Below are 25,237 nucleotides of genomic sequence, written 5' to 3'. Positions count from 1 at the left end.
AAAATTAAATATATGATAAAACCACATGTTTGTGTGAGGGTATCATGTATTATATTTTCTTAAATAATAAATATATTCCCGCATTCTCTCATCTTATTAATTAAGAGGTCGCTATGAAAGCGATTCTCAAAAGTATTCCCGGGCTTCTACTCGGGATGGCGTCTGCTTTGTATCCTGCGTATGCAGCGGATGTGACGCAGTCCGGTCCGCCGCTGGATTTCGGAGCACTTGCCGGCGACGCCACTGCGACGGCGGTGTCGGCTGATGGATCCATCATAGCGGGCAGGGCCTATATGGCTGGCGGCGGATTATCGGCGGTTTCCTGGTCTCAGGGAAATGCGACACCAACAGTTCTGTCGGTGTCGGGCGGCGGTAGTTCCGGCGTCAATGCCGTCTCGGCGGATGGCACATTCATCGTCGGTCAGGCGACATTTGACAACGAGCAACACGCTGTTTCATGGGCGGGTGGCGCGATGCTGGCAACCGATCTCGGAACACTGGGCGGTAATTTTTCTGACGCTGTTGCTTTGTCTGCCGATGGCAGTGTCATTGTCGGCAACTCCACCACATCGGGCGGCAAGAACCGGGCGGTCAAGTGGACGGATGGTGCTGCATCGCCGACTGATCTCGGCACGCTCAACGGCAGTACCTCTTATGCCAAGGCGGTTTCCGCTGATGGCAGTGTGATTGTCGGTTACGCAGACTTTTCGTCTAGCGCTGCTCACGCGGTTTCATGGACAAACGGTGCACTGACGCCAGCGGACCTCGGCACGCTTGGTGGCTCAAATTCCGCAGCTAATGTCGTATCTGCCAATGGGCGCGTCATTGCCGGGCAGTCGGAAACGAGCGGTGGCGAAATCCATGCCGCATCGTGGACCGATGGCGCAACATCGCCGGTCGATCTTGGCACACTCGGCGGGTTCTATTCCGATGTGTTCACGCTGTCGGCGGACGGCTCCGTTCTGGCAGGCATATCTTATACTGAGCTTGGCGAAACTCACGCCGTATCGTGGAAGTCAGGCGCGACGACGCCAACCGATCTCGGCACACTTGGCGGCTATTATTCTGACGTCGCCTCCATTTCAGCTGATGGTTCGATCATTGCCGGCTCGTCGTCGGGAACGGACGGCAATCTGCATGCTGTCTATTGGGCGAATGGCGCGACCGTGCCAACCGATCTGGGCACACTCGGAGGTGTGTCTTCAACAGCCAATGCCATGTCGGCAGATGGGACAGTTGTGGTTGGAACATCGACGCTGGCATCCGGCGCTTCGCATGCAACCATCTGGAAGCTCTTGATTTCGTCTCCGCCGGTCACAGGCACGCCCACGCCGAAACCCGATCCGGGGGAGACGGAAACGCCACCTGTTACCGGAACGCCTGCACCGGGAACTGGCTCGGGCGGTACAGAACCGCAGACACCGGGGGCGGGGGCTGGTTCTGGCGCTCAACCGGGATCGTCTTCGGGTGGGGAAACTTCGGAACCACCTGCAGCGGGCAACGGTTCGACGCCACCGGTTACCGGAACGTCCACAACGGGCCCCGGCGCAGGCGGAACCGGGCAGCAGACATCTGGTACGCAATCGTCTGGATCGTCGCAAGCTGGCACAGGATCAACCCAACCTACGCAATCGGTTGGCATTGATGTGACCAATACTGCGAAAACAGTTGCGGCTCTGGCCGGGGACACATTCTCCGTCATGGAGTCGCAGCGTGGAACATTGGGGCGCTTGCAGCGCTCGTGCGATGTCGCGAAGGCGGGCGAAAGTTGCTACTCGCTTTCAGCCGATGTCGGGCGCGCGGGCGGGACGACCGATGCGCTTGGCTGGATTTCCATGGCGCATGCCTTCACCGATAACTTTCTGGCGGGGGTCACCGTTGCGCATTCTTTCTGGCGCGACATGCCGGACAGTTTCGACCGGGATAATGACAATATCGGCGGCGGCTTCTATGCCCGTTGGCGCGCGCCAACGGCAACGGGTCACTGGTATCTGCAAGGCTCGGTCGCCGCCAATCGCTACGATATAGAGCGGACGCGGCAGGTTCTCGATTACACGGAAGCAGGCACAGGCGAGAGCGCGGTAAAAGGCTGGGGCGCGTCTCTGGAGGCTGGGCGATCGCACGATCTCTCCGACAATGCTGTCATCGGCTATTATGCCGGGCTGCGCTACAGTAATCTGAAAATGGATGGTTACACGGAAACCGACGCTTATTTCCCGTTCACCTATTCGGATGTGAAGTCGCGGCGTCTGGGCGTCTATCTCGGGGCGAATTATGCCATGCCGTTGAGCGACCGGGTGCGTTGGTTGATCAATGCGGAGATCGAGCAAGACATATTGCATGATGACCCGAGCGTGACGGCGAGTGCCGAATATATCGGCGCGCTCAGCTTCGATGTCGATGCAGCGCATACACGCGGCAGCCTGTCGACCACTTTGTCCTACGCATTTAGTGAGGTGTTGAGTGTTGGCATCACGCCTTATCTGGCGCGCACCGTGAACAGAGATATGGCCTATGGTGCGGGCATCGACGTCACGGGCAGGTTTTGACCGAGCGTTGGAGGCTTATGTTTTTGCCTTTTCAGGAGTAAGCGCTTCGGCGTCTTCCTCGCCCTGATAGGGGCGGGGACGGTGAACCAGCGTGACCAGCACGACGGAAATGATCATCAGAAGATACCATGAGCCGAGCTTGCCGAGCGAAACCGGCACCCAGCCATTATGCTGGTTGGGGTAAAGCCAGGCTTTCGACCAAGTACCGATATTTTCTGCAAACCAGATGAAGAACGAGGTCAGCAGGAAGGCGACGAGCAGGGGCATTTTGTGCCGAAAACGGAACACGCGATAATGCATGCTGGTGCGCCAGAACAAGGCAAATGTCAGCGCAAAGAGCGGCCAGCGAATGTCCCAGATGAAATGATGGGCGAAGAAATTGACGTAGATCGCAGCCGCCAGCACAAGTGTTGTCCAGAGCGGCGGATAATGGTTCAGCCGGATATCGAAGATCCGGTTGATGCGCGCCATATAGGAGCCGACCGCCGCATACATGAAGCCTGAAAACAGCGGCACGCCGCCAATACGGAAGAAGTTCTCTTCAGGATAGACCCACGAACCGGCATGGGTCTTGAACACTTCCATGGCCGTGCCGACAACATGGAAAATCAGGATGACCTTGGCTTCCTCCCATGCTTCCAGCTTGAAGACCAGCATAGCAAGCTGGATGGCAATGGCGGAAAGGAACAGGAAATCATAGCGGGTAACGACACTGGCGATACCTCCAACGCCGCTTTCCGGCCAAAGCCAGCCGGTCAGGATGATGAGACCCAGCATGGCGCCGCCAAACAGGCAGGCCCAAGCCTGTTTCAGGCCGAAGACCAGAAATTCAATCAGCCCGTCGCTCAGGCGGCTGCGCGGCAGCCGGTCGAGAATACGATGGGCCGCCGCATCAATCGATTGTTCGAGGCCGGTGAAATGCCTATCTGCCTGCAATGATCTGTTCCAGAAACTGGGTCAGATTATCCGTCACATAGTCCACCTGATCGGTAAATTCCGGATCGCTTTCCCAGATTTCCGAGAAGGTCGGCTCGAAATTATTCGGCACCACCAGAACGGTTTTCATGCCGAGCGCCTTGGGTACCACGAGGTTGCGCGCCAGATCCTCGAACATCACCGCCTTGCTGGCATCGACGCCGAAAGCGCCGAGAAAACGGTCATAGGTGACACGTTCCGGCTTTGGCATCAGCCCGGCAGCGACGATGTCAAAAATGTCGTCGAAATTATCCAGAATACCGAGCTGGCGTGCCGCACGTTCGGCATGGCCGCGATCGCCATTGGTGAAAATGAAACGGCGACCTGGCAGAGACTTGATTGCTTCGCCGAGCGCCGGATCGGGCTTCAGCCAGCTATAGTCAATATCGTGCACCTTTTGCAGAAAGTCGTCCGGATCGATCTGGTGGCATTCCATCAGGCCTTTCAGCGTGGTGCCATAGTCGAGATAGAACTGCTTCTGGATGCGCCGGGCTTCCTCACGCGGCAATTGCAGCAGGTTTTCGACATAGCTCGTCATCTTCACGTCGATCTGCGAAAACAGATTGGCGGCGTGGGGATAAAGCGTGTTGTCGAGATCGAACACCCAGTCAGTGACGTGTGCAAAAGCTGGAGTGAAGGCCGAAGGATCAGAACTGTTGGTCATGGGTCTTTATGGCACGATCAGCGTGCCGGCACCATGTTCGGTGAAGAGTTCCAGCAGAACGGAATGTGGCGTCTTGCCATTGAGAATGACAACGCCTTCCACGCCACGGCGGATTGCTTCGATGCAGGTTTCGACCTTGGGGATCATGCCGCCGGAAATCGTGCCGTCCTTGATGAGCGCCTGCGCATCGGACACGGAGAGTTCCTTGATCAGCTTCTTGTCCTTGTCCAGCACGCCCGGAACATCGGTCAGGAACAGAAGGCGGGTTGCGGCAAGCGCGCCTGCGATGGCGCCCGCAAAGGTGTCTGCATTGATGTTGTAGGTGTGGCCGTCGCGGCCGGGAGCGACCGGTGCGATGACCGGGATCATCTCGGAACGCGCCAGAAGATCGAGTAGGGTACGGTCGACTTCCGCCGGTTCGCCGACGAAGCCGAGATCGAGCACTTTTTCGATATTGGAATCGGGGTCGATGACGGTCTTGTGCGCTTTCTGCGCGAAAACCATGTTGCCGTCCTTGCCGCACAGGCCGATGGCCCATTCGCCTTCGGCATTGATGAGGGCGACGATTTCCTTATTGATGGAACCGGCCAGAACCATTTCCACCACTTCGACGGTCTTTTCGTCGGTGACGCGCAATCCGCCTTCAAAGCGGGATTCGATGCCCAGCTTGGTCAGCATGGCCTGAATCTGCGGTCCGCCGCCATGCACAACAATCGGGTTGATGCCGGATTGCTTCAAAAGCGCGATATCACGGGCAAAAGCCTTGCCAAGCTCCGGATTACCCATGGCGTGGCCGCCATATTTCACGACGACGTGCTTGTTCTCGTAGCGCTGCATATAGGGCAGGGCGGCGGAGAGGAGTTGCGCTTGCTTTTCGGAATTTTCAAGAGTCGTCATCGCGGGCTCCATGGCTGGCGACAGGGCAGAAGAGGCAGGCTTTTCTAGACCGGTTTTGATTCAAATGGAATCCGCGAAAACGGTCTCGCGACTTATTTTTCACGAATAGTTGGCTGGACACATGCTTCGCATGCTCACGCCAATGTTCTATGTAAATGTGGTTTTATAGTTTCACTGTATGATGAAGAAAGTTGTTTCAATGCGTCGGTTGATTTTGACCGCTCTGGTTTCGCTCTTTGCCCTCAACGCCGCCCAAAGCACTGCTGCTGCGGCATCCTCCACACAAACCGTGATCTTTGTCCGCCATGGCGAAAAGCCGGAAGCAGGATTGGGGCAGCTGAGCTGCCGCGGCCTGAACCGCTCGCTGAAACTGCCAGCGGTCATCGCCAAACAGTTCGGCAAACCGTCGGCGATTTTCGCGCCCAATCCGTCCGAAGAGAAGGACGACAAGGGCGAGACCTATGCCTATGTGCGTCCGCTGGCGACTGTCGAGCCAACCGCGATTGCGCTCGGCCTGCCGGTCGATACGCGTTTTGGTTTCGAAGATATCGACAAGCTGGAAGAAGCGCTGGAAGCACCCGCCTATCGCAATGCGACCGTTCTGGTCGGTTGGGAGCACAAGCAGATCGTCAAGCTGGTGCGCAATATCGTCAAAGAGAATGGCGGCGACAAGCATGACGTGCCCAAATGGTCAGGCGACGATTTCGACAGCATCTATGTGCTGCGCATCACCCGCGACGGGGAAAAGACCGACGTGCAGTTCGAGCGCCGCAATCAGGGGCTGAACCACCTGCCGGAAACCTGTCCTCTTTGAGAGCCTGTTCCAAAAGTCGCCCTGTGTGGCTGCAAATGGCAGTTTTCTTCATTCCGGTGCTCACGTACTTTGAGTACGCTCCGCTCCGGTACTCGAAAATCACCATTTTCGCACACACAGGCCGCTTTTTGAGTCAGGCTTTGAGGACAGGTCAGGCTGAAATCAGGATTCTTTGATCACCAGAGCAATAGCGGCGCGCAAATCGTCGAGGCCAAGGCCTTTTTCCGACGAGGTGGCGATAATGCCGGGGAAGCAGGCTGCGCGGCGGAAGGTGAGCTTGTGCGTATCCGCCATCAGGCGCGGCACGCCCGCCGGTTTGATCTTGTCGATCTTGGTCAGCACGATCTGGTAGGAGACAGCTGCCTTGTCGAGAAGGTCGAGCACTTCGGCGTCGTTCTTCTTGATGCCGTGGCGGGCGTCGATCAGCACATAGACGCGCTTCAGCGTGGTGCGTCCGCGCAAATAGTCGAAAACAAGCCGCGTCCAGGCATCGACATGGGCCTTCGGCGCTTCGGCGAAGCCATAGCCGGGCATGTCCACGAGGGCCAGCGGCGGCAGGTCGCCGTTTTCGCCGGAATAACCGTCCGGCACGAAATAGTTCAGTTCCTGCGTGCGGCCCGGCGTATTGGACGTGCGCGCAAGGCCCTTCTTGTTGACCAGAGCATTGATCAGCGATGACTTGCCGACATTGGAGCGGCCGGCAAAGGCGATCTCCACCGGACCTTCCGGCGGCAGGAACTGCATCGACGGCACGCCGCGGATGAAGATCCACGACTTCTTGAAAAGCGCACGGCCTTGCTCGACCAGTGCTGCCTGCGCCGCGCGGGTTGCATCTGCCGCCGCCTGAGCCGCATTGATTGCCGCCTGCTTCTTATCCTGCTCGCTCAATGTTTTTATCCTGGTCGCTTTATTCTGTAGAACACACGCATCAATGGTATGGGCCGCATTGTCAACATGACGGCATGAAAAACCCCGCCTAAGCGGGGTTCTTTCAGTTCTATTTCTTCGCCTCGTTGGGCTTTCGCTTGAAGAGGCTCTTCAGATTATCGAAGAGCTCGATCTTGACGCCCTGACGCTTCATGATGATGCCCTGCTGGGTGATCGAGAGCAGGTTGTTCCATGCCCAGTAGATCACCAGACCAGCCGGGAACGAAGCCAGCATGAAGGTGAAGATGATTGGCATCCAGGTGAAGATCGCAGCCTGCGTCGGATCCGGCGGGGTCGGGTTCATGCGCATCTGCAGGAACATCGTGATACCCATCAGGAGCGGCCAGACGCCGATCATCAGGAAGTGCGGCACGGCGAAAGGCAGGAGGCCGAACAGGTTGAAGAGCGAGGTTGGATCGGGCGCTGCAAGATCTTGAATCCAGCCAAAGAACGGCGCATGGCGCATTTCGATGGTGACGTAGAGAACCTTATAGAGCGCGAAGAACACCGGAATCTGCACCAGCACCGGCCAGCAGCCTGCGAGCGGATTGATCTTCTCTTCCTTGTACAGCTGCATCATGGCCTGCTGCTGCTTCATCTTGTCGTCCGCGTACTTTTCGCGGATTTCCGTCATCTTCGGCTGAACCAGCTTCATGCGCGCCATCGACTTGTACGACTTGTTGGCGAGCGGGAAGAACAGGCCCTTGAGCAGAACGGTGACAACCAGAATGGCGACGCCGAAATTGCCGGAGAACTTGTAGATCCAGTCGATGAGGTAGAACATCGGCTTGGTGATGAAGTAGAACCAGCCCCAGTCGATCAGCAGTTCGAACTGCTTGATGCCGAGCTGCTTTTCATAAGCCTGAATCTGGGTCACGACCTTTGCACCGGCAAAGACGTGGTTCTTCAGCGTCTGCGACTGGCCAGCCTCAATGGTCATCGGCGCGCCGAGGAAATCGGTCTGGTAGCGCGGGCGATCATTGGTGAAGTGCGAGAAGCGGCCGGTGAACTTTTCGTCCTGCGGCGGTACGAGCGTTGCGGCCCAGTACTTGTCGGTAATGCCGAGCCAGCCGCCCATGACGTCCTTGAACGAAATGTCCTTGTCGTCTTCGACCTTGGAATACTTGATTTCCTGCAGGCCGTCCTGACCCATGACGCCGATCAGGCCTTCATGCAGAACATAGGTAGCGCTGGCGTGTTCCGGCTGGTTGAAGCGGGTAACGCGGCCATAGGAGGCCAGCGAAATCGGCGCACCGGTATTGTTGGTGATCGTGTCGTCAACGGAGAACATATAGGCGTCGTCAACCGAGATGACGCGCTTGAAGGTGATGTTCTTTTCGTTGGTATAGGTCAGCGTGACCGGCGTGGTCTGGGTCAGCTTGTCGTTGCCTTCCACGGACCAGACGGTGTTCGGACCCGGAACCGGGCCGGTCGTGTCATTGCCGGTAAAGCCGAGTTCGACGAAATAGCCCTGCTTCAGCGCGGAAGGCGCGAGCAGTTCGATATTCGGAGAATTGTCGTCGACGGTCTCGTGATAGTTCTTGAGGAAGAGGTCATCAAGACGCGCGCCGGTCAGATTGATCGAACCGCGCAGCGAAGGCGTATCGATCTGGACGCGCTGCGTCTGGGCGATTGCGGCTTCGCGGGTCAGTGCGCCGCCAGCGGCTGCCACATCACCATGGCCGGGAATTGTGCCTGAGGCGGCTGGCGTCTGCGGCGTATCGCCTGCACCATTGCCTGCCTGGCTAGTTTGGGCTGCCTGTTGGGCCTGCCGCTGCTGCTCCTCAATGCGTGCCTGCTCCCGCTGGGCTTCCGTTTTCGGACCCAGATAAAACACTTGCCACAGCGTCAGTATGAGGATGGACAGGGCAATGGTGATGAAGAAATTGCGTTTATTTTCCATTGACGGGTCCTGATTCCGGTCTTTCCGTTCGGCGTTTCCCTTCGCCCTTCCGCTCAGCCCTGGCCGTGATGCGGCGGGTGAGTTCCTCGGTCAGTCGCGAAAAGGGCGCAGTGAGAGCTTGCTCGCGCGCTACGATCACATAGTCGGTCGAAGGCGCCATGTCACGTCCCGCGTGACAACGTACCGCTTCTCTCAGCCTGCGGCGGATGCGATTTCGTATCACGGCGTTACCGTTCTTCTTGGTGACGGTGAAGCCGGCGCGGGGCTTGTCGCCAATTTTGGCCACTGCCGATTCCTCTTCCGTCCGCTCGCGAACTTCGAGAAGAAACAGCGGTCCACGCCGCTTTTCACCGTTCCTCAAAGCCAAAAACTCCGCTCTCTTGCGAAGGCGGAGTATTTGTTTCGGCTTTTTCATATCTTTGTTCACCGCGCAGCTGCGCGGGAAAAGATTAAGCGGAAAGCCGCTTACGGCCGCGCGAACGGCGAGCGGCGAGAACCTTGCGGCCGCCGGTGGTAGCCATGCGTGCACGGAAACCGTGACGACGCTTGCGGACGATCTTGGATGGCTGATAAGTGCGCTTCATTTTTTTAATACCGCGGTGTGCGGCCCTTCTTAATTCTGTTTTTCAGTTGAACATGATCTGGCCCGAAGCCGGTTTCCCGTTTCCGGGATCATGCTCGCATGAACAGGAGCTGGTTCTTTTCCCTTGCGGCGGACAGCGCAAACCATCCGTTAACCCGCGCGGGCGAACGTGACGCGGCTTATAGGGGGAGGGGCCTCAAGAGTCAATCCGCAGATGCGATCAAAGCTGCGCTTCGATGGCTGCTCTGTCGATAATCGACCAGACCGCTTTTATAAGGCCATTCTCAAAGGTGTAAAAGACGTTTTCCGCAAACCGGATCTTACGGCCGTTGACCGGCAGGCCGAACAAGACGCCAATGGGTGTGCAGTCGAATGCCAGGCGCGCGGCGACAGTCGGCGGTTCGCTGACGAGCAGTTCTATATTGAATTGGAGGTCGGGGATCGCCTTGAAATCCTGCTCCAGCATGGCGCGATAGCCAGCCAGTCCGAAAGGCCTGTTATTATGCGCGACCGCCTGATGGACGAAGCGCCCGAGATTACCCCAATCCTGTCGGTTCAGGCAGGCAATATAATCCCGGTAAATGTCGGCAAGCGGCTTCTCCATAGTCGTTCCTCCTGTTTTTGAAATTAAGCGATTGCGCATGGCAATGCCATTGCCAAACAGCGCCCGGGCTTCCATAAGAGAGCGCACATTTTTTCCAATGCGGAGCACTTTCCGCAGCAGCATTCAGAGGAGTTCACCATGAGCATCCGTCGCATCGGAGTTGGTCCGCGCATGAGCCAGGCCGTGGTTCACGGCAATACTGTTTACCTCGCCGGTCAGGTAGGCAAGCCGGGCGCCAGCGTGACCGATCAGACCAAGGCCGTTCTGGCTGAAGTGGATCGCCTGCTCGAGGAAGCCGGTTCGGACAAGTCCAAGATCCTCCAGGCGATCATCTGGATGGCCGATATGAAGGATTTCGCCGAAATGAACGCTGTCTGGGACGCCTGGGTCGATCCGGCCAACACGCCAGCCCGCGCAACCGGTGAAGCAGCGCTTGCAACGCCGGAGTACAAGGTCGAGATCATCATCACCGCTGCGATCTGATTTCAGCGCGAATGCATGAGAAAGCCCCGCTTTTGCGGGGCTTTTTATTCGCGGATGCGTTGCGAAAAGCCGTCGCGTCCGCCTGCCTGTGCCTTTGCATCGATGGATGCGCGCTGGCGTACTTCTTCCAGAGAGCCGCCATTCTCGATCCAGTGATTGTCATAGAGATAACCCGGCAGATAGCCTGACAGCAGAATACGGTAGTCGAACGGGAATGTCGGGTCGAGCAGGCGCGCCATGCCGAAGATCATGGTTGTGCAGTTTGTGGTCACCGTATTATAGAACTCTGCCTTGGCGGCCAGCTGGTTGCCGCGTTCTACATAGGACAGGAACAATTGCCTGGCCGGTCCGGGCGGCAGTTTGACCTGATAGCGATAGACGTCTTCCTTGCGGACATTGGTGCGCAGATAGATGATATCCCGTTCCTCGGCGGCGATCATCGCCAGCTCGAATTCGCGGAAAAAGCCGCCAATGGACGAAAAAACCTCATGATGCTCGCGGCGGATTTCGCCGGAAAAGACCACATGACGTCCGTCAGCAAAGCCGAAGGAAAGCAGCGTGTGGGCGATGGCCGGGCTCGACCAATAGGACAGGTAGATATCCACCGACGTGATCGTGCTCAGATCGTAGGTTTCGTCTTTCCAGTTTTCCGTAAAGTCTTCGGTCGTGCGCCATTCGAAATCGCGGACATTGAACAAAGTGACCATGTCGCCATCCACCTTGCCGGTGACGGTGCGTGCAACATCGGGAGCCCATATCCGGTCGAGGGAAGGGCGGATTGTCGTCCACCAGCCGAGAATGATGAGGGCGAGAAGGCAGAAGAACAGTCGTTTGCGCCAGCATGAGAATTGCCGTTCTCCGGCGACAATCCAAAGCGTGATGAGCAGCCAAAGCGCGATGACCGCCTGGCGAACAACGCTGCCAAATGGCAACTGATACCACATCGCAAAACTTGCCCAGATCGCAAAGATAAGAGCAAAAACGACGAAGATAAACTTGCCTGCGATGCGAACGGGCGCCGATCTCAAAATAGACGTCATGTGCCTCAGTGCTCGCCGGTTGCAGTAATAAATGAGGAATCTGCGGCGATACTGACATGATTTGCGGCACTATGTCAGTGCCTATCCAGAAAATGGAGAAATTTATCTCGATAGACTGGAAGCTTTAAAAACTGAAGCTTCTATAAGCTGTTACTTCTTGACGGCGACGGCCTCTCCGCGCGGACGCGGCGCGATGGTCTTGCGGCTACTTCTGTAGGGACGCACCACGCGCCACAGAAGCAGCGTTGCGACAATAGCGGCGTAGATGATCGGCTCCGCAGGCCAGCTTTTTACCGACATGATGAAATGGATCGCACCGCCTGCGATGGCGACATAGACCAGTCTGTGCAGGCTGGTCCAGCGGCGTCCGAGCCGTCGGATCGACCAGTTGTTGGATGTCAGCGCCAGCGGCACCAGCAAAGCGAGGCTGACCATGCCGATGGTGATGAAGGGGCGGCGGAGAATATCGGCTAGGATCACCGGGAAATTCAGCGCCTGATCGAGCACCATATAGGTCGCGAAATGCATGAGCGCATAATAGAAGGCGAGAAGACCGAGCGCCCGGCGATAGCGCAGCAGGCTGATACCGCTCAGATCGCGGATCGGAGTCACGAGCAGTGTCAGGATCAGGAAGCGCAGCGTCCAGAGACCAAGCGTATGTTCGAATGTCTTGACCGGATCAGCGCCAAGACCGCCAGTCGCGCCGAGATAGAAGGTCCAGACTGCCGGAACGAACCCGACCGCATAGAGAAGCCAGACCTTCCAGCCATCGGATTTGCGACCCGTCGGCTTTTTCCTGCGCGTTTCGCTTGTCGCTGCCCTCTCAGCCGTCATGTCAGTAATTCGCCTTCAGGTCCATGTCGGCATAGAGTGATGCGACCTCGTCCGCATAGCCGTTGAAGGGCAAGGTCGGGCGGCGGCTTGAGGCGAAGAAACTGTCTTCGCCGATGCGTCGTTCGCTTGCCTGGCTCCAGCGCGGATGATCGACCGCCGGGTTCACATTGGCATAGAAGCCATATTCATTGGCAGCTTGCTGCTGCCAGGAGGTGGGCGGCTGCTTTTCGACAAAGGAGATGCGGGTAATGGCCTTGATGCCTTTGAAGCCGTATTTCCACGGCACAACAAGGCGGATCGGCGCGCCATTGGCATTGGGTAGCGTCTCGCCATAAAGCCCGACGGCGAGAATGGTCAGCGGATGCCGGGCTTCATCAAGCCGCAGCCCTTCGACATAGGGCCAGTCCAGCACCTGAAACAGCCCTTTTTGGCCGGGCATTTCCTCGGGGCGCACGACACCGGTGAAGGCGATATATTTGGCGGAACCGAGCGGCTCGACCTGCGACAGCAGGCTTGCAAGCGGAAAGCCGATCCATGGGATCACCATCGACCACGCCTCGACGCAGCGCATACGGTAGATGCGTTCCTCAAGCGGCATTTTGGCGATCAGGTCGCGCATGTCGAACTCTTTCGACTGTTTCACCAGCCCGTCGACGGTCAGCTTCCAGGGCAGCGGTTTGTAATCCGCGGAATTGGCGGAAGGATCGCTCTTGTCGGTGCCGAACTCGTAAAAATTATTATAGGTGGTGACGTCTTCCTTCGGCGTCAGCTTTTCATCGACCTTGTAGGCAGAGGCGGCGGCTTTGAGCGGATCTGCAAATGCCGAGGATGCGAAGCCCCCAATGGCGCCTATTGTGGCAAGCGCGCCGAGACCGGCCATAAACTGGCGGCGATGCAGATAGATGTTTTTCGGTGTCACCACATCATGTGTGAGACGGGCATGCGAAAGACGACCGGGTTTGAAGCTGCTCATGTCCGTTATCCATCCTCCTGGAATAATATCCTATTTTGACGCTGAACGCGTCAGAAACATGGTGTTTTCACCACTAGTTTGTGGCTCACGCATTGTTGATGCTTTTCCCAACTTGTAACAGAATTGTAACACGTCGAAATTTTTCGTTATTCTGCCATATTCTCGCTCAATCTCTGCTGTTAAGGGAGTTGCATTCGCCGCGAAGGCTGGCACGTATGGCCTCTTTCCTCGTGCTGCTTTCAAACCTTCGTTAACGTCTCGTTGGCTATGTAGAGATCATGGTAAAGAAGATGTTTATTGCCGCTTTGGCGGCTGCGCTTATGGTATCGACCGGCTCGGCTTTTGCTGAGGGGCAGCCTGTGGCTGTTTCCACGAAAGGTCAGGGCAAGGCACTGAGCGGCATCGCCGCTTCGATGAAAGAAGAAGAAGGCGCCCCGAAGCTCGGTGAAGGCGTCACCATGCGCGAGAAGAAGATGGATACGGAAATCACGCCGGAACAGAATTTTTCCCGCAGCAAGCAGTTCATTCACCGCTTCTATACGCCGGAAAAGGCGTCCAACGAGCTGGTTATCCTGCTGCACGGTTCGGGTGGTAATGAAACCAGCCTCATTCCGCTGGCATCCAAGATCTGGCCGCGCGCGACGCTGCTCGGCATTCGCGGTCGCGTCATGCAGGACGGCGGTACGCGCTGGTACAAGCGCATCACGCCGGTCAAGTTCGACCAGAAGGATATCAAGCTCGAAGCCAATGCTTTCGTGACGTTCCTGACGCGTCTTGCCGACGACAAGGACCTCGACCTCACCCATGCGACCTTTGTGGGTTATTCGAACGGCGCCAATCTGCTGGCGGCAACCATGATGTTGCATCCCGATCTGGTGAAACGCGCTGTGCTGATGCGCTCGATGCCGGTGCTGGACAATACGCCGGTCGCCAATCTGAGCAAGACGCGCGTGCTGACGATCACCGGTGACGAAGATAAGCTCTATTCGCCGTTTGCGCCAGCACTCTCAGCGCTTCTGCGCTCCAGCGGCGCACGCGTCGATTCGCGCACGATTGATGCCGATCACATGCTTGGTGACAAGGATGCCGCCGCGATCAGCCAGTGGGTCGCATCGCTCGGACCGGACGGTGCACCTGCGGTTTCGATGAAGAGACCCTGAGTTTTAGGTGAGTAGGGGAATAAGGGAATAGGGGAGTATGTTGGGCGAGAAGTGCCTGACACTCTCTTAAAACCTATTCCCCTACTGCCTTACTCCCTTATTCCCCTATATCTCAGCTCGTAATATCCACGATTCCACAATCCCCCGCTTCCGAACCGAAGGCGAGGCGGTGGCCCTGATCGTCCCAGCCCATGCTGGAGACCGCGCCCTTGCCGGGGCGGCGCAGCAGAACTTCCTTCTGATCAGCAAAACGAACCAGCATGATCATGCCGTCATTATAACCGATGGCGACGATGTCCTCGACGGGATGGCAGGCAACCGCCGTCACCATGCTGTCGCCGCGCAGGCCAAGCTCAAGCGGGGCCTTGCCCATCGGGCCGTCCTTGCCTGCAAAAGGCCAGACAATGGCCGCAGGTGCACCGGACGTTGCAAGCCACTTGGCCTTCACGCTCCATGACCAGTCCTTCACCTTTGCCGGATAGCCGGTCATGCGCATGTGTTTGGTGTCTTCGAGACGCCAGCCATGCAAGGCATTTTCCTGCATCGAGGTGATGAGAAAGCGGCCATCGGGCGAGAAAATGACGCCGATATGCGCGCCTTTCCATTCCAGTTCGGCAGGCTTGGCTGCCGTGCCAGTCCAGATCAGCGTTGCGCCGTTGTAACGAGCAATCGCAAGCCGCTGGCCCTTTGGCGCAAAGGCAATGCCTTCAACGCTACGTTCCTGCGGGAATTCCTGCACTTTGCCATCAGAACTGCGCACCCAGGCCGAGCGGCCCGATGCAAAGCCGACCGTGCCGCCGGGACCGGCAGCAACCGCCGTCATCCACTTGCGCGGAACTTTGGCAAGTTCGGTCACCGTGCCGTTGGCATCGGTGCGGCAGACGCGACCGTCTTCGCCGCCGGTGATGAGTGATTTGCCGTCAACGGAAACCGCAGCGCTCAACAGCCCGTCATGGGCCGTTGAACTCTGGTTGCCGTTATCGAGCCGGTGGATCGTCCCATCGGCCATGGCAAAAAATGGAACGCCGCCAATGAAGCGTGCATGGAGGCAATGACCTTCGAGGTCAAGCGGGGCAACTGTAGGCATCAGTGTCCAGTATTTCTTATTTAACTTGGCAGTTTTCGAAACCGGCTTTCAATTCAGCCGGGTCGAGTTCGCGTCCGATGAAGACAAGGCGGCTTTCCCGCTTTTCTTCCGGCTTCCATGCGCGCTGGTGATCGCCTTCGATGATCATGTGAACGCCTTGAACCACATAGCGGTCCGGATCGTCCTTGAAAGCGATGATGCCCTTGAGGCGCAGAATATTCGGCCCTTGGGTCTGGGTGATGTTCTGAATCCACGGGAAGAATTTCGCCGGATCGATGTCACCGGCCCGCAACGAAACGGACTTTACGGTGACATCATGGATCGGCGAGGCGTGGTCATGATGGTGATGATCGTGGTCACAGTCCGGGCCGCAGACATGATCGTGGTCATGGTGATGATGATCATGGTCGTGATCATGCGCGTGGTGGTCGTGCCCGTGATGATCATGATGATGGTGGTCATGCCCGTGATCGTGATCGCAATCCGGTCCGCAAACATGATCCGGGTGATCATGGTCGAGGAAATGCGGATCGTTTTCCAAAACGCGCTTCAGGTCGAAGGCGCCACGGTCGAGAACGCGCTCAAGCGGGATCGAAGCGCGCTCGGTGCGGTGAATCACGGCATGCGGATTGATGGCGCGCACGGTCGCTTCAATGGTGGCCAGTTCCTGCGGCGTTACCAGATCGGTCTTGTTGATCAGCACCACATCGGCAAAGGCAATCTGGTCTTCGGCTTCGCGGCTGTCCTTGAGGCGCAGCGGCAGATGCTTGGCATCGACCAGCGCGACAACAGCGTCGAGGCCGGTCTTGGCGCGCACGTCGTCATCCATGAAGAAGGTCTGTGCGACAGGAACCGGATCGGCAAGGCCGGTGGTTTCCACGACGATGGCGTCGAAGCGGCCCGGGCGGCGCATCAGACCTTCAACCACGCGGATCAGGTCGCCACGCACGGTGCAGCAGATGCAGCCATTGTTCATTTCGTAGATTTCTTCATCCGACTCGACGATCAGGTCGTTGTCGATGCCGATCTCGCCGAATTCATTGACGATCACGGCATAACGCTTGCCGTGATTCTCGGTCAGAATGCGGTTGAGAAGGGTGGTCTTGCCCGAGCCCAGATAACCGGTCAGAACGGTAACGGGAATGCGGCCAGCTTCAGTGGTCGCCTCTGCTGTGGTTTGGGCTTCAGCCTGGCTCATGGTCTTGCCTCTTGAAGTTACGGCCCCGGATCGGTCGGCGCACAAAGGCGCATAACGGGGCTTCAGATCGGACAATTCATATAAGGGAACGACGACAGTAATACCATATGCAACGCTATATTATTACATCTGCCGCATCACATTCCCGCCATTGATGAACCGCTGGTCGGATTGACCGGAAACGCGCGGTTTCCCGCTTCAGGATTTGAACCGCGCCAGATCGAAGCGGTCGACGTCGCGCAGCAGATCGACAAAGCCGGACACGGCATTGGCGATCAGCTTTTCGCCTGCGTCTGCCGTCGCGGCAGCAGCATTGCCTGCAACGCCGTCGGCATTCAGGTCATGCATTTTCCAGCCAAACGCATGCGGGCCATAGGCGCGCAGATATTTGAACTCCTGAGCAAAGCCGGACTGCGCATTGCTGAAATTACGAGCTTTCGACATGTCCACGAGGTCGGGTCGCAGGGCCAGCATCACCGAGGTTTCGATAAAACCGCCATGGATGTCGAGCGCCTTCTCTTCCGGAGTGATCAGGCCTTCGGGAAGGCCGAAGCGAGTCCAACTGGTTGCGACCGCAAGCATGCCAAGGCGGACACGCAATTCAGTGGCAACGATGGTCATCAAAGGCGAATTGCCACCATGGGCGTTGAGCATGACCAGCTTGCGGATGCCGCCCGCGTGCAGATTTTCGCCGATGCCGATCCACTGGTTGACCGCTTCCGAAAAGGCAAGGCTCTGGGTGCCTTCCGTATCCATATGTTCGATGGAATAGCCGACAGGCTGTACCGGCAGGAAGTTGACGTTCAGACCAGCCGGAATCGCCTCGCCAACCCGCGCGACAATACCTTCCGCGATAATCGTATCCGTCTCGAATGGCAGATGAGGGCCATGCTGTTCGTGTGCGCCAAGGGGCAGGACGACAATCATATCGCTGTTCTGATCGCGCAGTTCCGTCATGTTTTCCTCACTTTGTTTATCGGGCCCTGAACCTAAACTCGGTTCGCCGGAGGGGCAAGCCGAGCGGCGACAAGACTGGCTTTTGATTTAGCGGAACGTTTTTAACCTTGTTGTTTCATAAGTCGGACAATATTTTACGCTATAAACATCTCGGGCAATGTCGATCGAGCGACAAAATGAAGTCGCAACAAAGGGTGAGGTGGCAATGAACAAGGACAATAAAGCGGTTGTACTTTACCGGTTACAATCCGTCGCGCGTCTTTCAAGAACAGTTCTGGCCACACGGCTTCTGGAACAGGGACTTTATGCCGGGCAGGACGCAGTCATGCTGCAACTCGCTGCTGAAGACGGACTGACGCCCGGCGTGCTTGCGCAGCGCCTCGGTGTGCGCCCGCCGACCATCACCAAGACGATTGCGCGCCTGCAAGGGCAGGGCTTTGTCGCCAAGCGTGCGTCCGAAACCGATCAGCGCCAGTCGCATGTCTATCTCACCCAGGCCGGGCTTGAGACGATCAAGGCGATCGAGAAATCCATCCGCAAGACCGACAAGGACATGCTGAAGGGTCTCGACAAGAAGGAACGCAAGACTTTCCTGAAAATGCTTGGCCGTATGGAAGGCAATCTTGCGCTGCGTGGTCTCTCGCGTGTGGTTGAAGAACCATCGTCCGATGCCAGCGACGACGACGAAGCCGAATAAGCAAATCCGGCTACGGGTTACTGCCAAAAAAACTTCCAATTCAATAATTGCAATGGCATAACCGTTTTAATGATGACGCCCGTGTGACGTGAGACATAGGGGTGTTCGTGGCATGGACCGTTGGGGGAGGCGACTTGGCCCAGAAAATCAAGCTTTCGACCATCGCTGATGCGCTGGGTGTTTCGACAGCTACCGTTTCGCTTGCGCTGCGCGACAGTCCGCTTGTCGCCGACCAGACCCGTGAGAAGATCAAGGAACATGCCCGCGCCATCGGTTATATCTATAATCGTCGGGCAGCGAGCCTGCGTACATCACGGTCAGGGATCGTCGGTGTCGTGGTGCATGACATCATGAACCCGTTCTTCGCGGAAATTCTGAAATCCATCGAATCGGAACTCGACCGGTCGCGCCAGACCTTCATTCTTTCCAATCATTACGATCAGCTGGAAAAGCAGCGCACCTTCATGGATACGCTTTTGCAGCTTGGCGCTGACGGCGTGATCATGTCGCCCGCCATCGGCACGCCACCGGAAGATATCCAGATTGCCGAGGATAACGGCCTGCCGGTCGTGTTCATCGCGCGCAGTGTCGAAGGCGTTCACGCGCCGGTGTTTCGCGGCGACGATGCCTATGGCGTCGGCCTTGCCACCAACCATCTGATTTCACTTGGTCACAAGCGCATTGCGATGATTGGCGGTACCGACCAGACCTCGACCGGCCGTGACCGTTATCGCGGCTATGTGCAGGCGATGGACAAAGCCGGGCTGGAAATTCGCGACGACTGGCGCATTGCGGGTCCGCGTACCAAGCAGGGCGGGTTCGAAGTCGCGCCGCAGTTCCTCGCCTTGAAGGACAAGCCGACCGCCGCCGTCTGCTGGAATGATTTGACCGCAATCGGCCTGATGAACGGGATCGCGCGCGCCGGACTGGTGCCGGGCGACGATATTTCCGTCACCGGCTATGACGATCTGGAAGAGGCGGCCATTGCCACGCCTGCGCTTACAACCGTCTGGAACGGCCAGCGCGAAGTTGGCCGCCGCGCCGCCCGCGCTCTGCTCGATCAGTTGAACGGTGTCGAGGTTGCCTCGACGCAGGAACTCATCAAGCCGGAACTGCATATAAGGCAATCGACGTCCAAGCCCAAACATCCCTGATTTCCCCCGCTCCGGGTCCGGTTCACCCAGACCGGTCGCCGGTCTCCCCGTGAACTGCGAAATGCTTCCCAGAGGAATATTGTCATGACCAAGCGCGACGCAACCGTTCTGGTGCTCGGAAACTTCAACGATTATGCCGTCGACCGTCTGTCCGGGGAGTTTTCCGTCCGCCGTATTCCGCGCGGTGATGCGGCGCTGGTCGATGCGGCCTGGGCGGGCGACGTGCAGGGCATTGCCAGCATGTCCACCGTCGATGCGGCGCTGATCGACGCTTTGCCCAACCTGAAAATCATCGGCAATTTCGGCGTTGGTTATGATGCGGTTGACGCCAAATATGCCGCTGCCCGAAATGTGATGGTCACCAACACGCCAGACGTACTGACCGACGAAGTGGCGGATACGGCGCTTGGTCTCCTGATCGACACCGTGCGCGAATTGTCGAAGTCGCAAGAATTCCTGCGTGCGGGCCGTTGGGAAAAGGAAGGCCGTTATCCGCTGTCAAAGCTGTCGCTGCGTGGACGCAAGGTCGGCATTTTCGGCCTTGGCCGTATCGGCAAGGCGGTCGCCCATCGTGTGGAGGCTTTCGGCCTGCCGGTTTCCTATCACAATCGCACCAAGGCTGAGGGTGTCGCTTACGATTATCATCCGAGCCTGCTTGAGCTGGCCAAGGCGGTAGACACGCTTATTCTAGTTGCTCCGGGCGGTGCGGAAACTGCCAAGGCGGTCAATGCCGAAGTGCTGCAAGCGCTCGGGCCCGATGGCGTGCTGATCAATGTCGGTCGCGGCTCGCTGGTCGATGAGGACGCGCTGGCTGCGGCGCTGAACAATGGCACCATCGCCGCTGCGGGTCTGGACGTTTTCTCGAATGAACCGTCAGTGCCGCAAGGCCTGCTCGATGCGCCAAACACGGTTTTGCTGCCGCATATCGCATCGGCCTCGCATAAGACCCGTCAGGCCATGGCGGATCTGGTGATCGACAATCTCATCTCATGGTTTGATACCGGCAAGGCGATCACGCCGGTGCCGGAAACGGTGCATGTTAAGGGAGTAGGGGAGTAAGGCAGTAGGGGAGTAAGTGAAGAAGGAGCTTGATAGACGCCTCTGCGTCAATCACCCTATTCCCCTATTCCCCTATTCCCCTATTCCCCTATTCCCCTATTCCCCTATTCCCCTATTCCCCTATTCCCCACCCTTGTGCTCGCGCACCGCATCGCCAAAGGCTTCGAATATCTTCCGCGAGGGGGCGTCGGACTGGACCCAATATTCCGGGTGCCACTGGACGCCGACAACAAAGCCCTTTGCGTCCTTGACGGAAACGGCTTCCACGGTGCCGTCTTCAGCCACAGCTTCCACTTCAAGGCGTGGCGCAAGCCGGTCGATAGCCTGACGGTGAACGGAGTTCACGCGCACGCTGTCTTCTTTCAAAATTGCGCCGAGGCATGAATCCGGCTTGATCCGGATCGGGTGCTGGATAGCGAAACGCTCTGCCTGACTTTCAGATTCCGGCGCGCGGTGGTCCATGCGACCCTGCAATTCCTGAATTTCGGTGGCGAGTGTGCCGCCAAGCGCCACATTCAACTCCTGAATGCCGCGGCAGATCGCCAGCACTGGCACGCCTTTTTCAATGGCTGCGCGGATCAGCGGCAGCGAGGTCGCGTCGCGGGCATTGTCATAGGGTTCGAAAGCGGCACTCGGTTCCACGCCATAAAGCGACGGATTGACGTTCGATTTCGAGCCGGTGATCAACACGCCGTCCACTGCGTCGAGAATGGCGTCGAGATCCATCTTGTCGCCAAAGCTTGGCACGAGAAGCGGTGTCACTTGCGCGACATCGATTGCTGCAGCCAGATATTGATCCGGTGCCGCATGCCAGGTGTAGTTCTCGAAAGGTTTGACGTCAGTTGGGACAGCAATCAGGGGGCGGGACTTCGACATAGCACTCGGATCCGTTGATTTGGCTCTTATCTGGAGCGGCATTCAGCCTTCTGCAATAGAACACATCCCGAAAAGAGTGAAACAGTTTTCAGGCAAGATGTGCATCAGCATAACCTCACGCGATTGGCGGGAAGTGTCGTCTTTTCATCACGCTCGCGCGCCTTTTGTGTATTGTCCCGATTTAAGGCTAAATTTGCGTCTGCGCGCGGTTCAAATGCCGCTATGAATGTGCTCTAGAATTTTGCAGCGAGGCGCATCCTGAAAATTGTTTCACTCTTTTCGGGATGCGCTCTACCAGGGGCAAAGATGGATTGGCAGTTGAGGGGATGTATGACTGACGATCAGCTTTTCTCCGTCCGGGGCAAGGTCATTGCCGTGACGGGAGGCTCCTCGGGTCTGGGCTTGCGCATGGTGCATGTGCTGGCAGGGCACGGGGCGCGGGTGATCTCTATTTCACGCACGCATGCAGGTGAAAGCCTGTGCCCATCGGGCGGTGAAGTTCTTGAAATCATGGCGGATGTCACCCATCCGGATGAAATCATGCGCGCCTTCGATGAAGCCGAGCAGCGTTTCGGGCCGATCTCGACCCTGTTCAACAATGCTGGTGTCGCCCATATGGCGCGGGCGCTCGACACGACGCGCGACATGCTCGAACATATTTTCGAGGTCAATGTCGCGGGTGCTTTCTTCGTGGCGCAGGAAGCTGCACGCCGCATGATCGCGCAAGGCGCAGGCGGTTCCATCATCAATACGACCAGTATTCTGGGCGACAGACCGCAGAAAGGCGCTGCCGCCTATTCCATGTCGAAGGCCTGCATCACCCAGATGACGCGTGCGCTTGCACTCGAATGGGCCGCACATGATATTCGCGTCAATGCGATCTCGCCGGGCTGGTTTCCGACCCGAATCAATGAAGAACAGCTCAATGGACCGGCTGCGGGCTACTTCAAAGGACGTAATCCGCTGCGCCGTCTCGGTGAACCGCAGGATCTGGACGGTGTGGTGCTGATGCTGGCATCCAATGCTAGCCGCTACATGACCGGCACCATCGTCAATGTGGACGGTGGTCACAGCCTCTGAGGGCGTCAGTGCGGGATGGGGATTTATTCCGCACTAGCGTGGTTTCCTCCGGGTTTTCCCCGTCGGCTGTTATTATTCGGGGATATTCTCTAGTTTTGTTGTAGAATACCTGCGAACAGCCAGCGCGCCGGGAGGCGTAATACAGCTCGTTTTTCCACTCTGCTTTCATAGCTAAATTGTTCAAGGGCCTTCGCCACGAAAGCCTATGGTTGTATTGCTGTTTTCTAGGTTGCAGTTAAGTTGTTCCCGTGAGAATAATTGGGATACATCTTATGGTGGCGGGGGTAACAGCTTGTGGTTTCATTTCGCGAAAGATATTTTTAAGTCATTAGTGCAATAATTGCCCCCACGATAGGGATACAAGCAAGGACATGTGGCGGAGCCGTAAACCTGACATACCTGCAGACGTGCGGCTTTCTTTCATGCGATCACTGTATGGTAATCGCACCACGCTCTGGTTTGGCTTGTTGGCCCATGTCGTGGCCTGTGTTGTCATCTATGTGAAAACTGTCGACTGGCATTTCATCGGCTTTGCCGGGCTTTTTGCCGTTGTCGCTCTCGGTCGTCTCTACGACATGCGGCAGTTCGATCGCGCCAGGCTCACCCATCTCACATCCGCCGATCTCGACCGCTGGGAACTGCGCTATCTCATCGGCGCTTCGCTGGTTTGTGCGACGCTTGGCATGTTGTGCTTCTTCTCGATCTTCGTGCTGCGGGATCCCTTTGCCGAACTGGCCAGCCTGACCATTCTGCTGGCTTCGGTCGTTTCCATCGTCGGGCGCAATTATGCCTCGGCGAAGGCTGTCGTCTTGATGTCGATTTGCACGCTTATCCCGGTGCTGGCCGGGCTTGTGCTTGCGGGGACTCCCTTTCACATCATCATCGGCCTGCTGCTGATCCCGTATTTCCTGTCCAATATCGAGATGGCCAACGGACTGCGTGAGTTTCTCTTTGCAGCCGTCATGGGCAAGCGGCGTTTGTCGATTGTGGCGGGCCGGTTCGATGCCGCGCTCAATAACATGCCGCAGGGCCTTCTTATGCTCGACGGCCAGCAGCGGATTGCGGTGATCAACAACAAGGCCAAGGCGATGCTGCGGATCGCCGAACACACCAAGCTGCATGGGCGCAGGCTGGAAGTGCTGCTGCGCTATTGCGCACGGGAAGGGCTGTTTCCGCATAATGATATGGCGAATGTCCGCGCCCGCATGACCGACCTTGTCGCCGGACGCAAGACGCGCGACATTTTCCAGCTTTCCGGTGAACGCTATATAGAATGTATCGGTAACCAGACAGTCGGCGACGGCGCGGTTCTCATGTTTGAGGATGTGACGCAGCGCGTCGAGGCGGAAGCCCGCATTCAGCACATGGCGCGGTTCGACGGTCTGACCAGTCTTCCCAATCGTAACTATTTCGAGACCATGGTGCGCACGCTGCGCGCTCAACAGTCGCCGGAAAGCCTTGCTGCTTTGGTGGTCATCGATATCAACCACTTCAAGCATGTCAACGATACGCTCGGCCACCATACGGGCGACGTGTTGTTGCGGCTGTTTGCGCAGCGGCTCTATTCGCTCGACCAGCAGCGCTTTGTGGTCTCACGGTTTGGCGGCGACGAATTCGTCGTGTTTGTTTTCAATCTCCAGACGCAGGCGGAAATTACCGGTGTCATGGATCACATCACGTCGGTCGTGTCTGGCGTTTATGATCTCGATGGTGATCACGTCCATATCGACATCAGCGCCGGTATTGCGATTGAAAACATTGCCAATTGCGATGTCGGCAATATGCATATCAATGCGGATCTGGCGCTTTATGAAGCGAAGGGCCATGAAGACCGGCAATGGGCGGTTTTCGTCGGCGCGATGGATACCAAATATCGCAGCCGCCAGAAGCTCAAGGCTGATCTTCGGCAGGCCATTGGCAACAATGAAATCAAGGTTGTCTACCAGCCAATCGTCAGTGCGCAGTCTCTGCGCATTGTTGCCTGTGAAGCGTTGGCGCGCTGGGTGCATCCAGAATTGGGCAACGTGCCGCCAGCCGAATTCATTCCGCTGGCCGAGGAAATGGGCATTATCACCGATATCACCCGTTTCATGCTGGAACAGGCCTGCATGGACTGCCTGACCTGGGGTGATCGTATCGGCGTTTCCGTCAATCTGTCGGCCATCGATCTGAAGAGCAGCGAGATTGCCCGCGATATCGCCTCTGCCTTGCAGAAGTCCGGTCTTCCGGCGCATCGTCTGGAAGTCGAAGTGACAGAAAGCGCGATCATTGCCGACCGCAACAAGACATCCATGGTTCTGCAACGGCTGAAAAATGCCGGCATCAATATCGCGCTCGACGATTTCGGTACGGGCTATTCCAGCCTCAGCTATCTCAACACGCTGCCGCTAACCAAGGTGAAGGTCGACCGTTCCTTTGTCCGCGATATCACCACCGACCGCCGGTCGCTGATGCTGTTGCGCGGTGTGACGCAGCTCTCGCATGAGCTGGGTCTTGGCGTCACCGTCGAAGGTGTGGAGACCGAAGAGCAACTGGCGCTCATTCGCGTTGCCGCTGGCGCCGATCTTGTGCAGGGCTATCTTCTCGGCATGCCGCTGCCTGCGGACACAATCGGCTCCATGACGACAAAATCCGTCACATGGCGCGAAGGCGGTCGTACGGTTGCCTGAAGCAGGGTCGTCTGCTATACTGATATTTGTTTCATTTATATTTAAATTATACTG

The 25,237-nt window shown here is 57.3% G+C and carries 24 protein-coding genes; 9 read left to right on the top strand and 15 right to left on the bottom strand.

The genetic code is table 11. From position 1 onward, the window contains the following. Positions 1-191: 191 nt before the first annotated feature. On the top strand, positions 192-2,549 hold the full coding sequence (locus FHW03_RS19945) for an autotransporter domain-containing protein (RefSeq protein ID WP_182522215.1): 2,358 nt from the start codon (positions 192-194) through the stop codon (positions 2,547-2,549). A 15-nt stretch (positions 2,550-2,564) separates the two neighbouring features. On the opposite strand, the gene FHW03_RS19940 is transcribed toward FHW03_RS19945, so the two are convergent. From FHW03_RS19940 to argB, 3 genes are read right to left on the bottom strand one after another with little or no spacing between them, the layout of a single operon-like run. After that, a complete protein-coding gene (locus FHW03_RS19940) occupies positions 2,565-3,485 on the bottom strand; it encodes a DUF817 domain-containing protein (protein ID WP_182522214.1) in 921 nt (306 codons plus the stop codon). After that, positions 3,472-4,188: a pyrimidine 5'-nucleotidase gene (locus tag FHW03_RS19935; protein WP_182522213.1), complete on the bottom strand. Its 717-nt coding sequence runs from the start codon at positions 4,186-4,188 to the stop codon at positions 3,472-3,474. The genes FHW03_RS19940 and FHW03_RS19935 overlap by 14 nt, the downstream gene beginning before the upstream one ends. 6 nt (positions 4,189-4,194) lie before the next feature. Beyond that, positions 4,195-5,085, bottom strand: coding sequence for an acetylglutamate kinase (gene argB, locus FHW03_RS19930; RefSeq protein WP_182522212.1), 891 nt, complete (start codon positions 5,083-5,085; stop codon positions 4,195-4,197). 199 nt (positions 5,086-5,284) lie between these two features. Between argB and FHW03_RS19925 the strand changes: the two genes are divergently transcribed. Further along, complete coding sequence (locus FHW03_RS19925) at positions 5,285-5,899, top strand: hypothetical protein (protein ID WP_182522211.1); 615 nt, start codon at positions 5,285-5,287, stop codon at positions 5,897-5,899. A gap of 162 nt (positions 5,900-6,061) precedes the next feature. Here FHW03_RS19925 and yihA read toward each other — a convergent pair whose 3' ends face one another. The 5 genes from yihA to FHW03_RS19900 form a co-directional block, all read right to left on the bottom strand. After that, entirely contained in the window at positions 6,062-6,706 is a 645-nt protein-coding gene (gene yihA / locus FHW03_RS19920; RefSeq protein ID WP_247880528.1) for a ribosome biogenesis GTP-binding protein YihA/YsxC, read from the bottom strand. Positions 6,707-6,896: 190 nt separating this feature from the next. After that, the gene (gene yidC, locus FHW03_RS19915; protein WP_182522210.1) at positions 6,897-8,729 is read right to left on the bottom strand and encodes a membrane protein insertase YidC; all 1,833 of its coding nucleotides are present in this window, start codon (positions 8,727-8,729) and stop codon (positions 6,897-6,899) included. After that, complete coding sequence (gene rnpA, locus FHW03_RS19910; RefSeq protein WP_182522209.1) at positions 8,719-9,144, bottom strand: ribonuclease P protein component; 426 nt, start codon at positions 9,142-9,144, stop codon at positions 8,719-8,721. Before rnpA ends, yidC begins: the two co-directional genes overlap by 11 nt. 34 nt (positions 9,145-9,178) lie before the next feature. Continuing rightward, positions 9,179-9,313, bottom strand: coding sequence for a 50S ribosomal protein L34 (gene rpmH / locus FHW03_RS19905; RefSeq protein WP_006467565.1), 135 nt, complete (start codon positions 9,311-9,313; stop codon positions 9,179-9,181). A gap of 219 nt (positions 9,314-9,532) precedes the next feature. After that, the gene (locus FHW03_RS19900) at positions 9,533-9,916 is read right to left on the bottom strand and encodes an ester cyclase (RefSeq protein ID WP_182522208.1); all 384 of its coding nucleotides are present in this window, start codon (positions 9,914-9,916) and stop codon (positions 9,533-9,535) included. 138 nt (positions 9,917-10,054) lie between these two features. Here FHW03_RS19900 and FHW03_RS19895 point away from each other — a divergent pair, with 138 nt between their 5' ends. Then, positions 10,055-10,399 (top strand): RidA family protein, encoded by a 345-nt coding sequence (locus tag FHW03_RS19895; RefSeq protein ID WP_182522207.1) that lies wholly within the window; start codon positions 10,055-10,057, stop codon positions 10,397-10,399. Positions 10,400-10,443: 44 nt separating this feature from the next. Here the strand turns inward: FHW03_RS19895 and FHW03_RS19890 are convergent, their stop codons facing one another. From FHW03_RS19890 to msrP, 3 genes are all read right to left on the bottom strand, one after another. Next, positions 10,444-11,439 (bottom strand): DUF4105 domain-containing protein, encoded by a 996-nt coding sequence (locus FHW03_RS19890; RefSeq protein WP_182522206.1) that lies wholly within the window; start codon positions 11,437-11,439, stop codon positions 10,444-10,446. A gap of 150 nt (positions 11,440-11,589) precedes the next feature. Next, complete coding sequence (msrQ, locus tag FHW03_RS19885) at positions 11,590-12,273, bottom strand: protein-methionine-sulfoxide reductase heme-binding subunit MsrQ (RefSeq protein ID WP_182522205.1); 684 nt, start codon at positions 12,271-12,273, stop codon at positions 11,590-11,592. Position 12,274: 1 nt separating this feature from the next. Next, the gene (gene msrP, locus FHW03_RS19880) at positions 12,275-13,246 is read right to left on the bottom strand and encodes a protein-methionine-sulfoxide reductase catalytic subunit MsrP (RefSeq protein ID WP_182522204.1); all 972 of its coding nucleotides are present in this window, start codon (positions 13,244-13,246) and stop codon (positions 12,275-12,277) included. A 278-nt stretch (positions 13,247-13,524) separates the two neighbouring features. Here msrP and FHW03_RS19875 point away from each other — a divergent pair, with 278 nt between their 5' ends. Further along, the gene (locus tag FHW03_RS19875) at positions 13,525-14,406 is read left to right on the top strand and encodes an alpha/beta hydrolase (RefSeq protein WP_182522203.1); all 882 of its coding nucleotides are present in this window, start codon (positions 13,525-13,527) and stop codon (positions 14,404-14,406) included. A 112-nt stretch (positions 14,407-14,518) separates the two neighbouring features. On the opposite strand, the gene FHW03_RS19870 is transcribed toward FHW03_RS19875, so the two are convergent. The 3 genes from FHW03_RS19870 to FHW03_RS19860 form a co-directional block, all read right to left on the bottom strand. Continuing rightward, complete coding sequence (locus tag FHW03_RS19870; protein ID WP_182522202.1) at positions 14,519-15,493, bottom strand: WD40 repeat domain-containing protein; 975 nt, start codon at positions 15,491-15,493, stop codon at positions 14,519-14,521. A 16-nt stretch (positions 15,494-15,509) separates the two neighbouring features. After that, entirely contained in the window at positions 15,510-16,691 is a 1,182-nt protein-coding gene (locus tag FHW03_RS19865; protein ID WP_182522201.1) for a GTP-binding protein, read from the bottom strand. 198 nt (positions 16,692-16,889) lie between these two features. Then, entirely contained in the window at positions 16,890-17,648 is a 759-nt protein-coding gene (locus FHW03_RS19860) for a creatininase family protein (RefSeq protein WP_182522200.1), read from the bottom strand. Positions 17,649-17,853: 205 nt separating this feature from the next. Here FHW03_RS19860 and FHW03_RS19855 point away from each other — a divergent pair, with 205 nt between their 5' ends. The 3 genes from FHW03_RS19855 (at position 17,854) to FHW03_RS19845 (ending at position 20,558) form a co-directional block, all read left to right on the top strand. Beyond that, the gene (locus tag FHW03_RS19855; RefSeq protein WP_182522199.1) at positions 17,854-18,345 is read left to right on the top strand and encodes a MarR family transcriptional regulator; all 492 of its coding nucleotides are present in this window, start codon (positions 17,854-17,856) and stop codon (positions 18,343-18,345) included. A gap of 134 nt (positions 18,346-18,479) precedes the next feature. Continuing rightward, complete coding sequence (locus FHW03_RS19850; protein ID WP_078339941.1) at positions 18,480-19,499, top strand: LacI family DNA-binding transcriptional regulator; 1,020 nt, start codon at positions 18,480-18,482, stop codon at positions 19,497-19,499. Positions 19,500-19,583: 84 nt separating this feature from the next. Beyond that, positions 19,584-20,558 (top strand): 2-hydroxyacid dehydrogenase, encoded by a 975-nt coding sequence (locus FHW03_RS19845; protein ID WP_182522198.1) that lies wholly within the window; start codon positions 19,584-19,586, stop codon positions 20,556-20,558. 120 nt (positions 20,559-20,678) lie between these two features. Here FHW03_RS19845 and FHW03_RS19840 read toward each other — a convergent pair whose 3' ends face one another. After that, on the bottom strand, positions 20,679-21,434 hold the full coding sequence (locus FHW03_RS19840; protein ID WP_182522197.1) for a gamma-glutamyl-gamma-aminobutyrate hydrolase family protein: 756 nt from the start codon (positions 21,432-21,434) through the stop codon (positions 20,679-20,681). Between the two features lie 330 nt (positions 21,435-21,764). Here FHW03_RS19840 and FHW03_RS19835 point away from each other — a divergent pair, with 330 nt between their 5' ends. Together FHW03_RS19835 and FHW03_RS19830 are read left to right on the top strand one after the other, a co-directional pair. Beyond that, positions 21,765-22,514: an SDR family oxidoreductase gene (locus FHW03_RS19835; RefSeq protein WP_182522196.1), complete on the top strand. Its 750-nt coding sequence runs from the start codon at positions 21,765-21,767 to the stop codon at positions 22,512-22,514. A 371-nt stretch (positions 22,515-22,885) separates the two neighbouring features. Continuing rightward, positions 22,886-25,183 carry an EAL domain-containing protein gene (locus tag FHW03_RS19830; RefSeq protein WP_182522195.1) on the top strand — a complete coding sequence of 766 codons (2,298 nt, stop codon included), beginning with the start codon at positions 22,886-22,888 and terminating at the stop codon, positions 25,181-25,183. Positions 25,184-25,237 lie beyond the last annotated feature (54 nt).

The sequence above is a fragment of the Ochrobactrum sp. RH2CCR150 genome, assembly GCA_014138095.1.
GTDB lineage: Bacteria > Pseudomonadota > Alphaproteobacteria > Rhizobiales > Rhizobiaceae > Brucella > Brucella gambitense.
This window is presented reverse-complemented; position numbering and strand designations above follow the sequence as displayed.

Coding starts and splice junctions, on each gene's coding strand:
- FHW03_RS19935 (WP_182522213.1), bottom strand. CDS start 4,188: ATGACCAACAGTTCTGATCCTTCGGCCTTCACTCCAGCTTTTGCACAC.
- argB (WP_182522212.1), bottom strand. CDS start 5,085: ATGACGACTCTTGAAAATTCCGAAAAGCAAGCGCAACTCCTCTCCGCC.
- FHW03_RS19925 (WP_182522211.1), top strand. CDS start 5,285: ATGCGTCGGTTGATTTTGACCGCTCTGGTTTCGCTCTTTGCCCTCAAC.
- yidC (WP_182522210.1), bottom strand. CDS start 8,729: ATGGAAAATAAACGCAATTTCTTCATCACCATTGCCCTGTCCATCCTC.
- rnpA (WP_182522209.1), bottom strand. CDS start 9,144: ATGAAAAAGCCGAAACAAATACTCCGCCTTCGCAAGAGAGCGGAGTTT.
- rpmH (WP_006467565.1), bottom strand. CDS start 9,313: ATGAAGCGCACTTATCAGCCATCCAAGATCGTCCGCAAGCGTCGTCAC.
- FHW03_RS19900 (WP_182522208.1), bottom strand. CDS start 9,916: ATGGAGAAGCCGCTTGCCGACATTTACCGGGATTATATTGCCTGCCTG.
- FHW03_RS19895 (WP_182522207.1), top strand. CDS start 10,055: ATGAGCATCCGTCGCATCGGAGTTGGTCCGCGCATGAGCCAGGCCGTG.
- FHW03_RS19890 (WP_182522206.1), bottom strand. CDS start 11,439: ATGACGTCTATTTTGAGATCGGCGCCCGTTCGCATCGCAGGCAAGTTT.
- msrQ (WP_182522205.1), bottom strand. CDS start 12,273: ATGACGGCTGAGAGGGCAGCGACAAGCGAAACGCGCAGGAAAAAGCCG.
- msrP (WP_182522204.1), bottom strand. CDS start 13,246: ATGAGCAGCTTCAAACCCGGTCGTCTTTCGCATGCCCGTCTCACACAT.
- FHW03_RS19875 (WP_182522203.1), top strand. CDS start 13,525: ATGGTAAAGAAGATGTTTATTGCCGCTTTGGCGGCTGCGCTTATGGTA.
- FHW03_RS19870 (WP_182522202.1), bottom strand. CDS start 15,493: ATGCCTACAGTTGCCCCGCTTGACCTCGAAGGTCATTGCCTCCATGCA.
- FHW03_RS19865 (WP_182522201.1), bottom strand. CDS start 16,691: ATGAGCCAGGCTGAAGCCCAAACCACAGCAGAGGCGACCACTGAAGCT.
- FHW03_RS19860 (WP_182522200.1), bottom strand. CDS start 17,648: ATGACGGAACTGCGCGATCAGAACAGCGATATGATTGTCGTCCTGCCC.
- FHW03_RS19855 (WP_182522199.1), top strand. CDS start 17,854: ATGAACAAGGACAATAAAGCGGTTGTACTTTACCGGTTACAATCCGTC.
- FHW03_RS19845 (WP_182522198.1), top strand. CDS start 19,584: ATGACCAAGCGCGACGCAACCGTTCTGGTGCTCGGAAACTTCAACGAT.
- FHW03_RS19840 (WP_182522197.1), bottom strand. CDS start 21,434: ATGTCGAAGTCCCGCCCCCTGATTGCTGTCCCAACTGACGTCAAACCT.
- FHW03_RS19835 (WP_182522196.1), top strand. CDS start 21,765: ATGACTGACGATCAGCTTTTCTCCGTCCGGGGCAAGGTCATTGCCGTG.
- FHW03_RS19830 (WP_182522195.1), top strand. CDS start 22,886: ATGTGGCGGAGCCGTAAACCTGACATACCTGCAGACGTGCGGCTTTCT.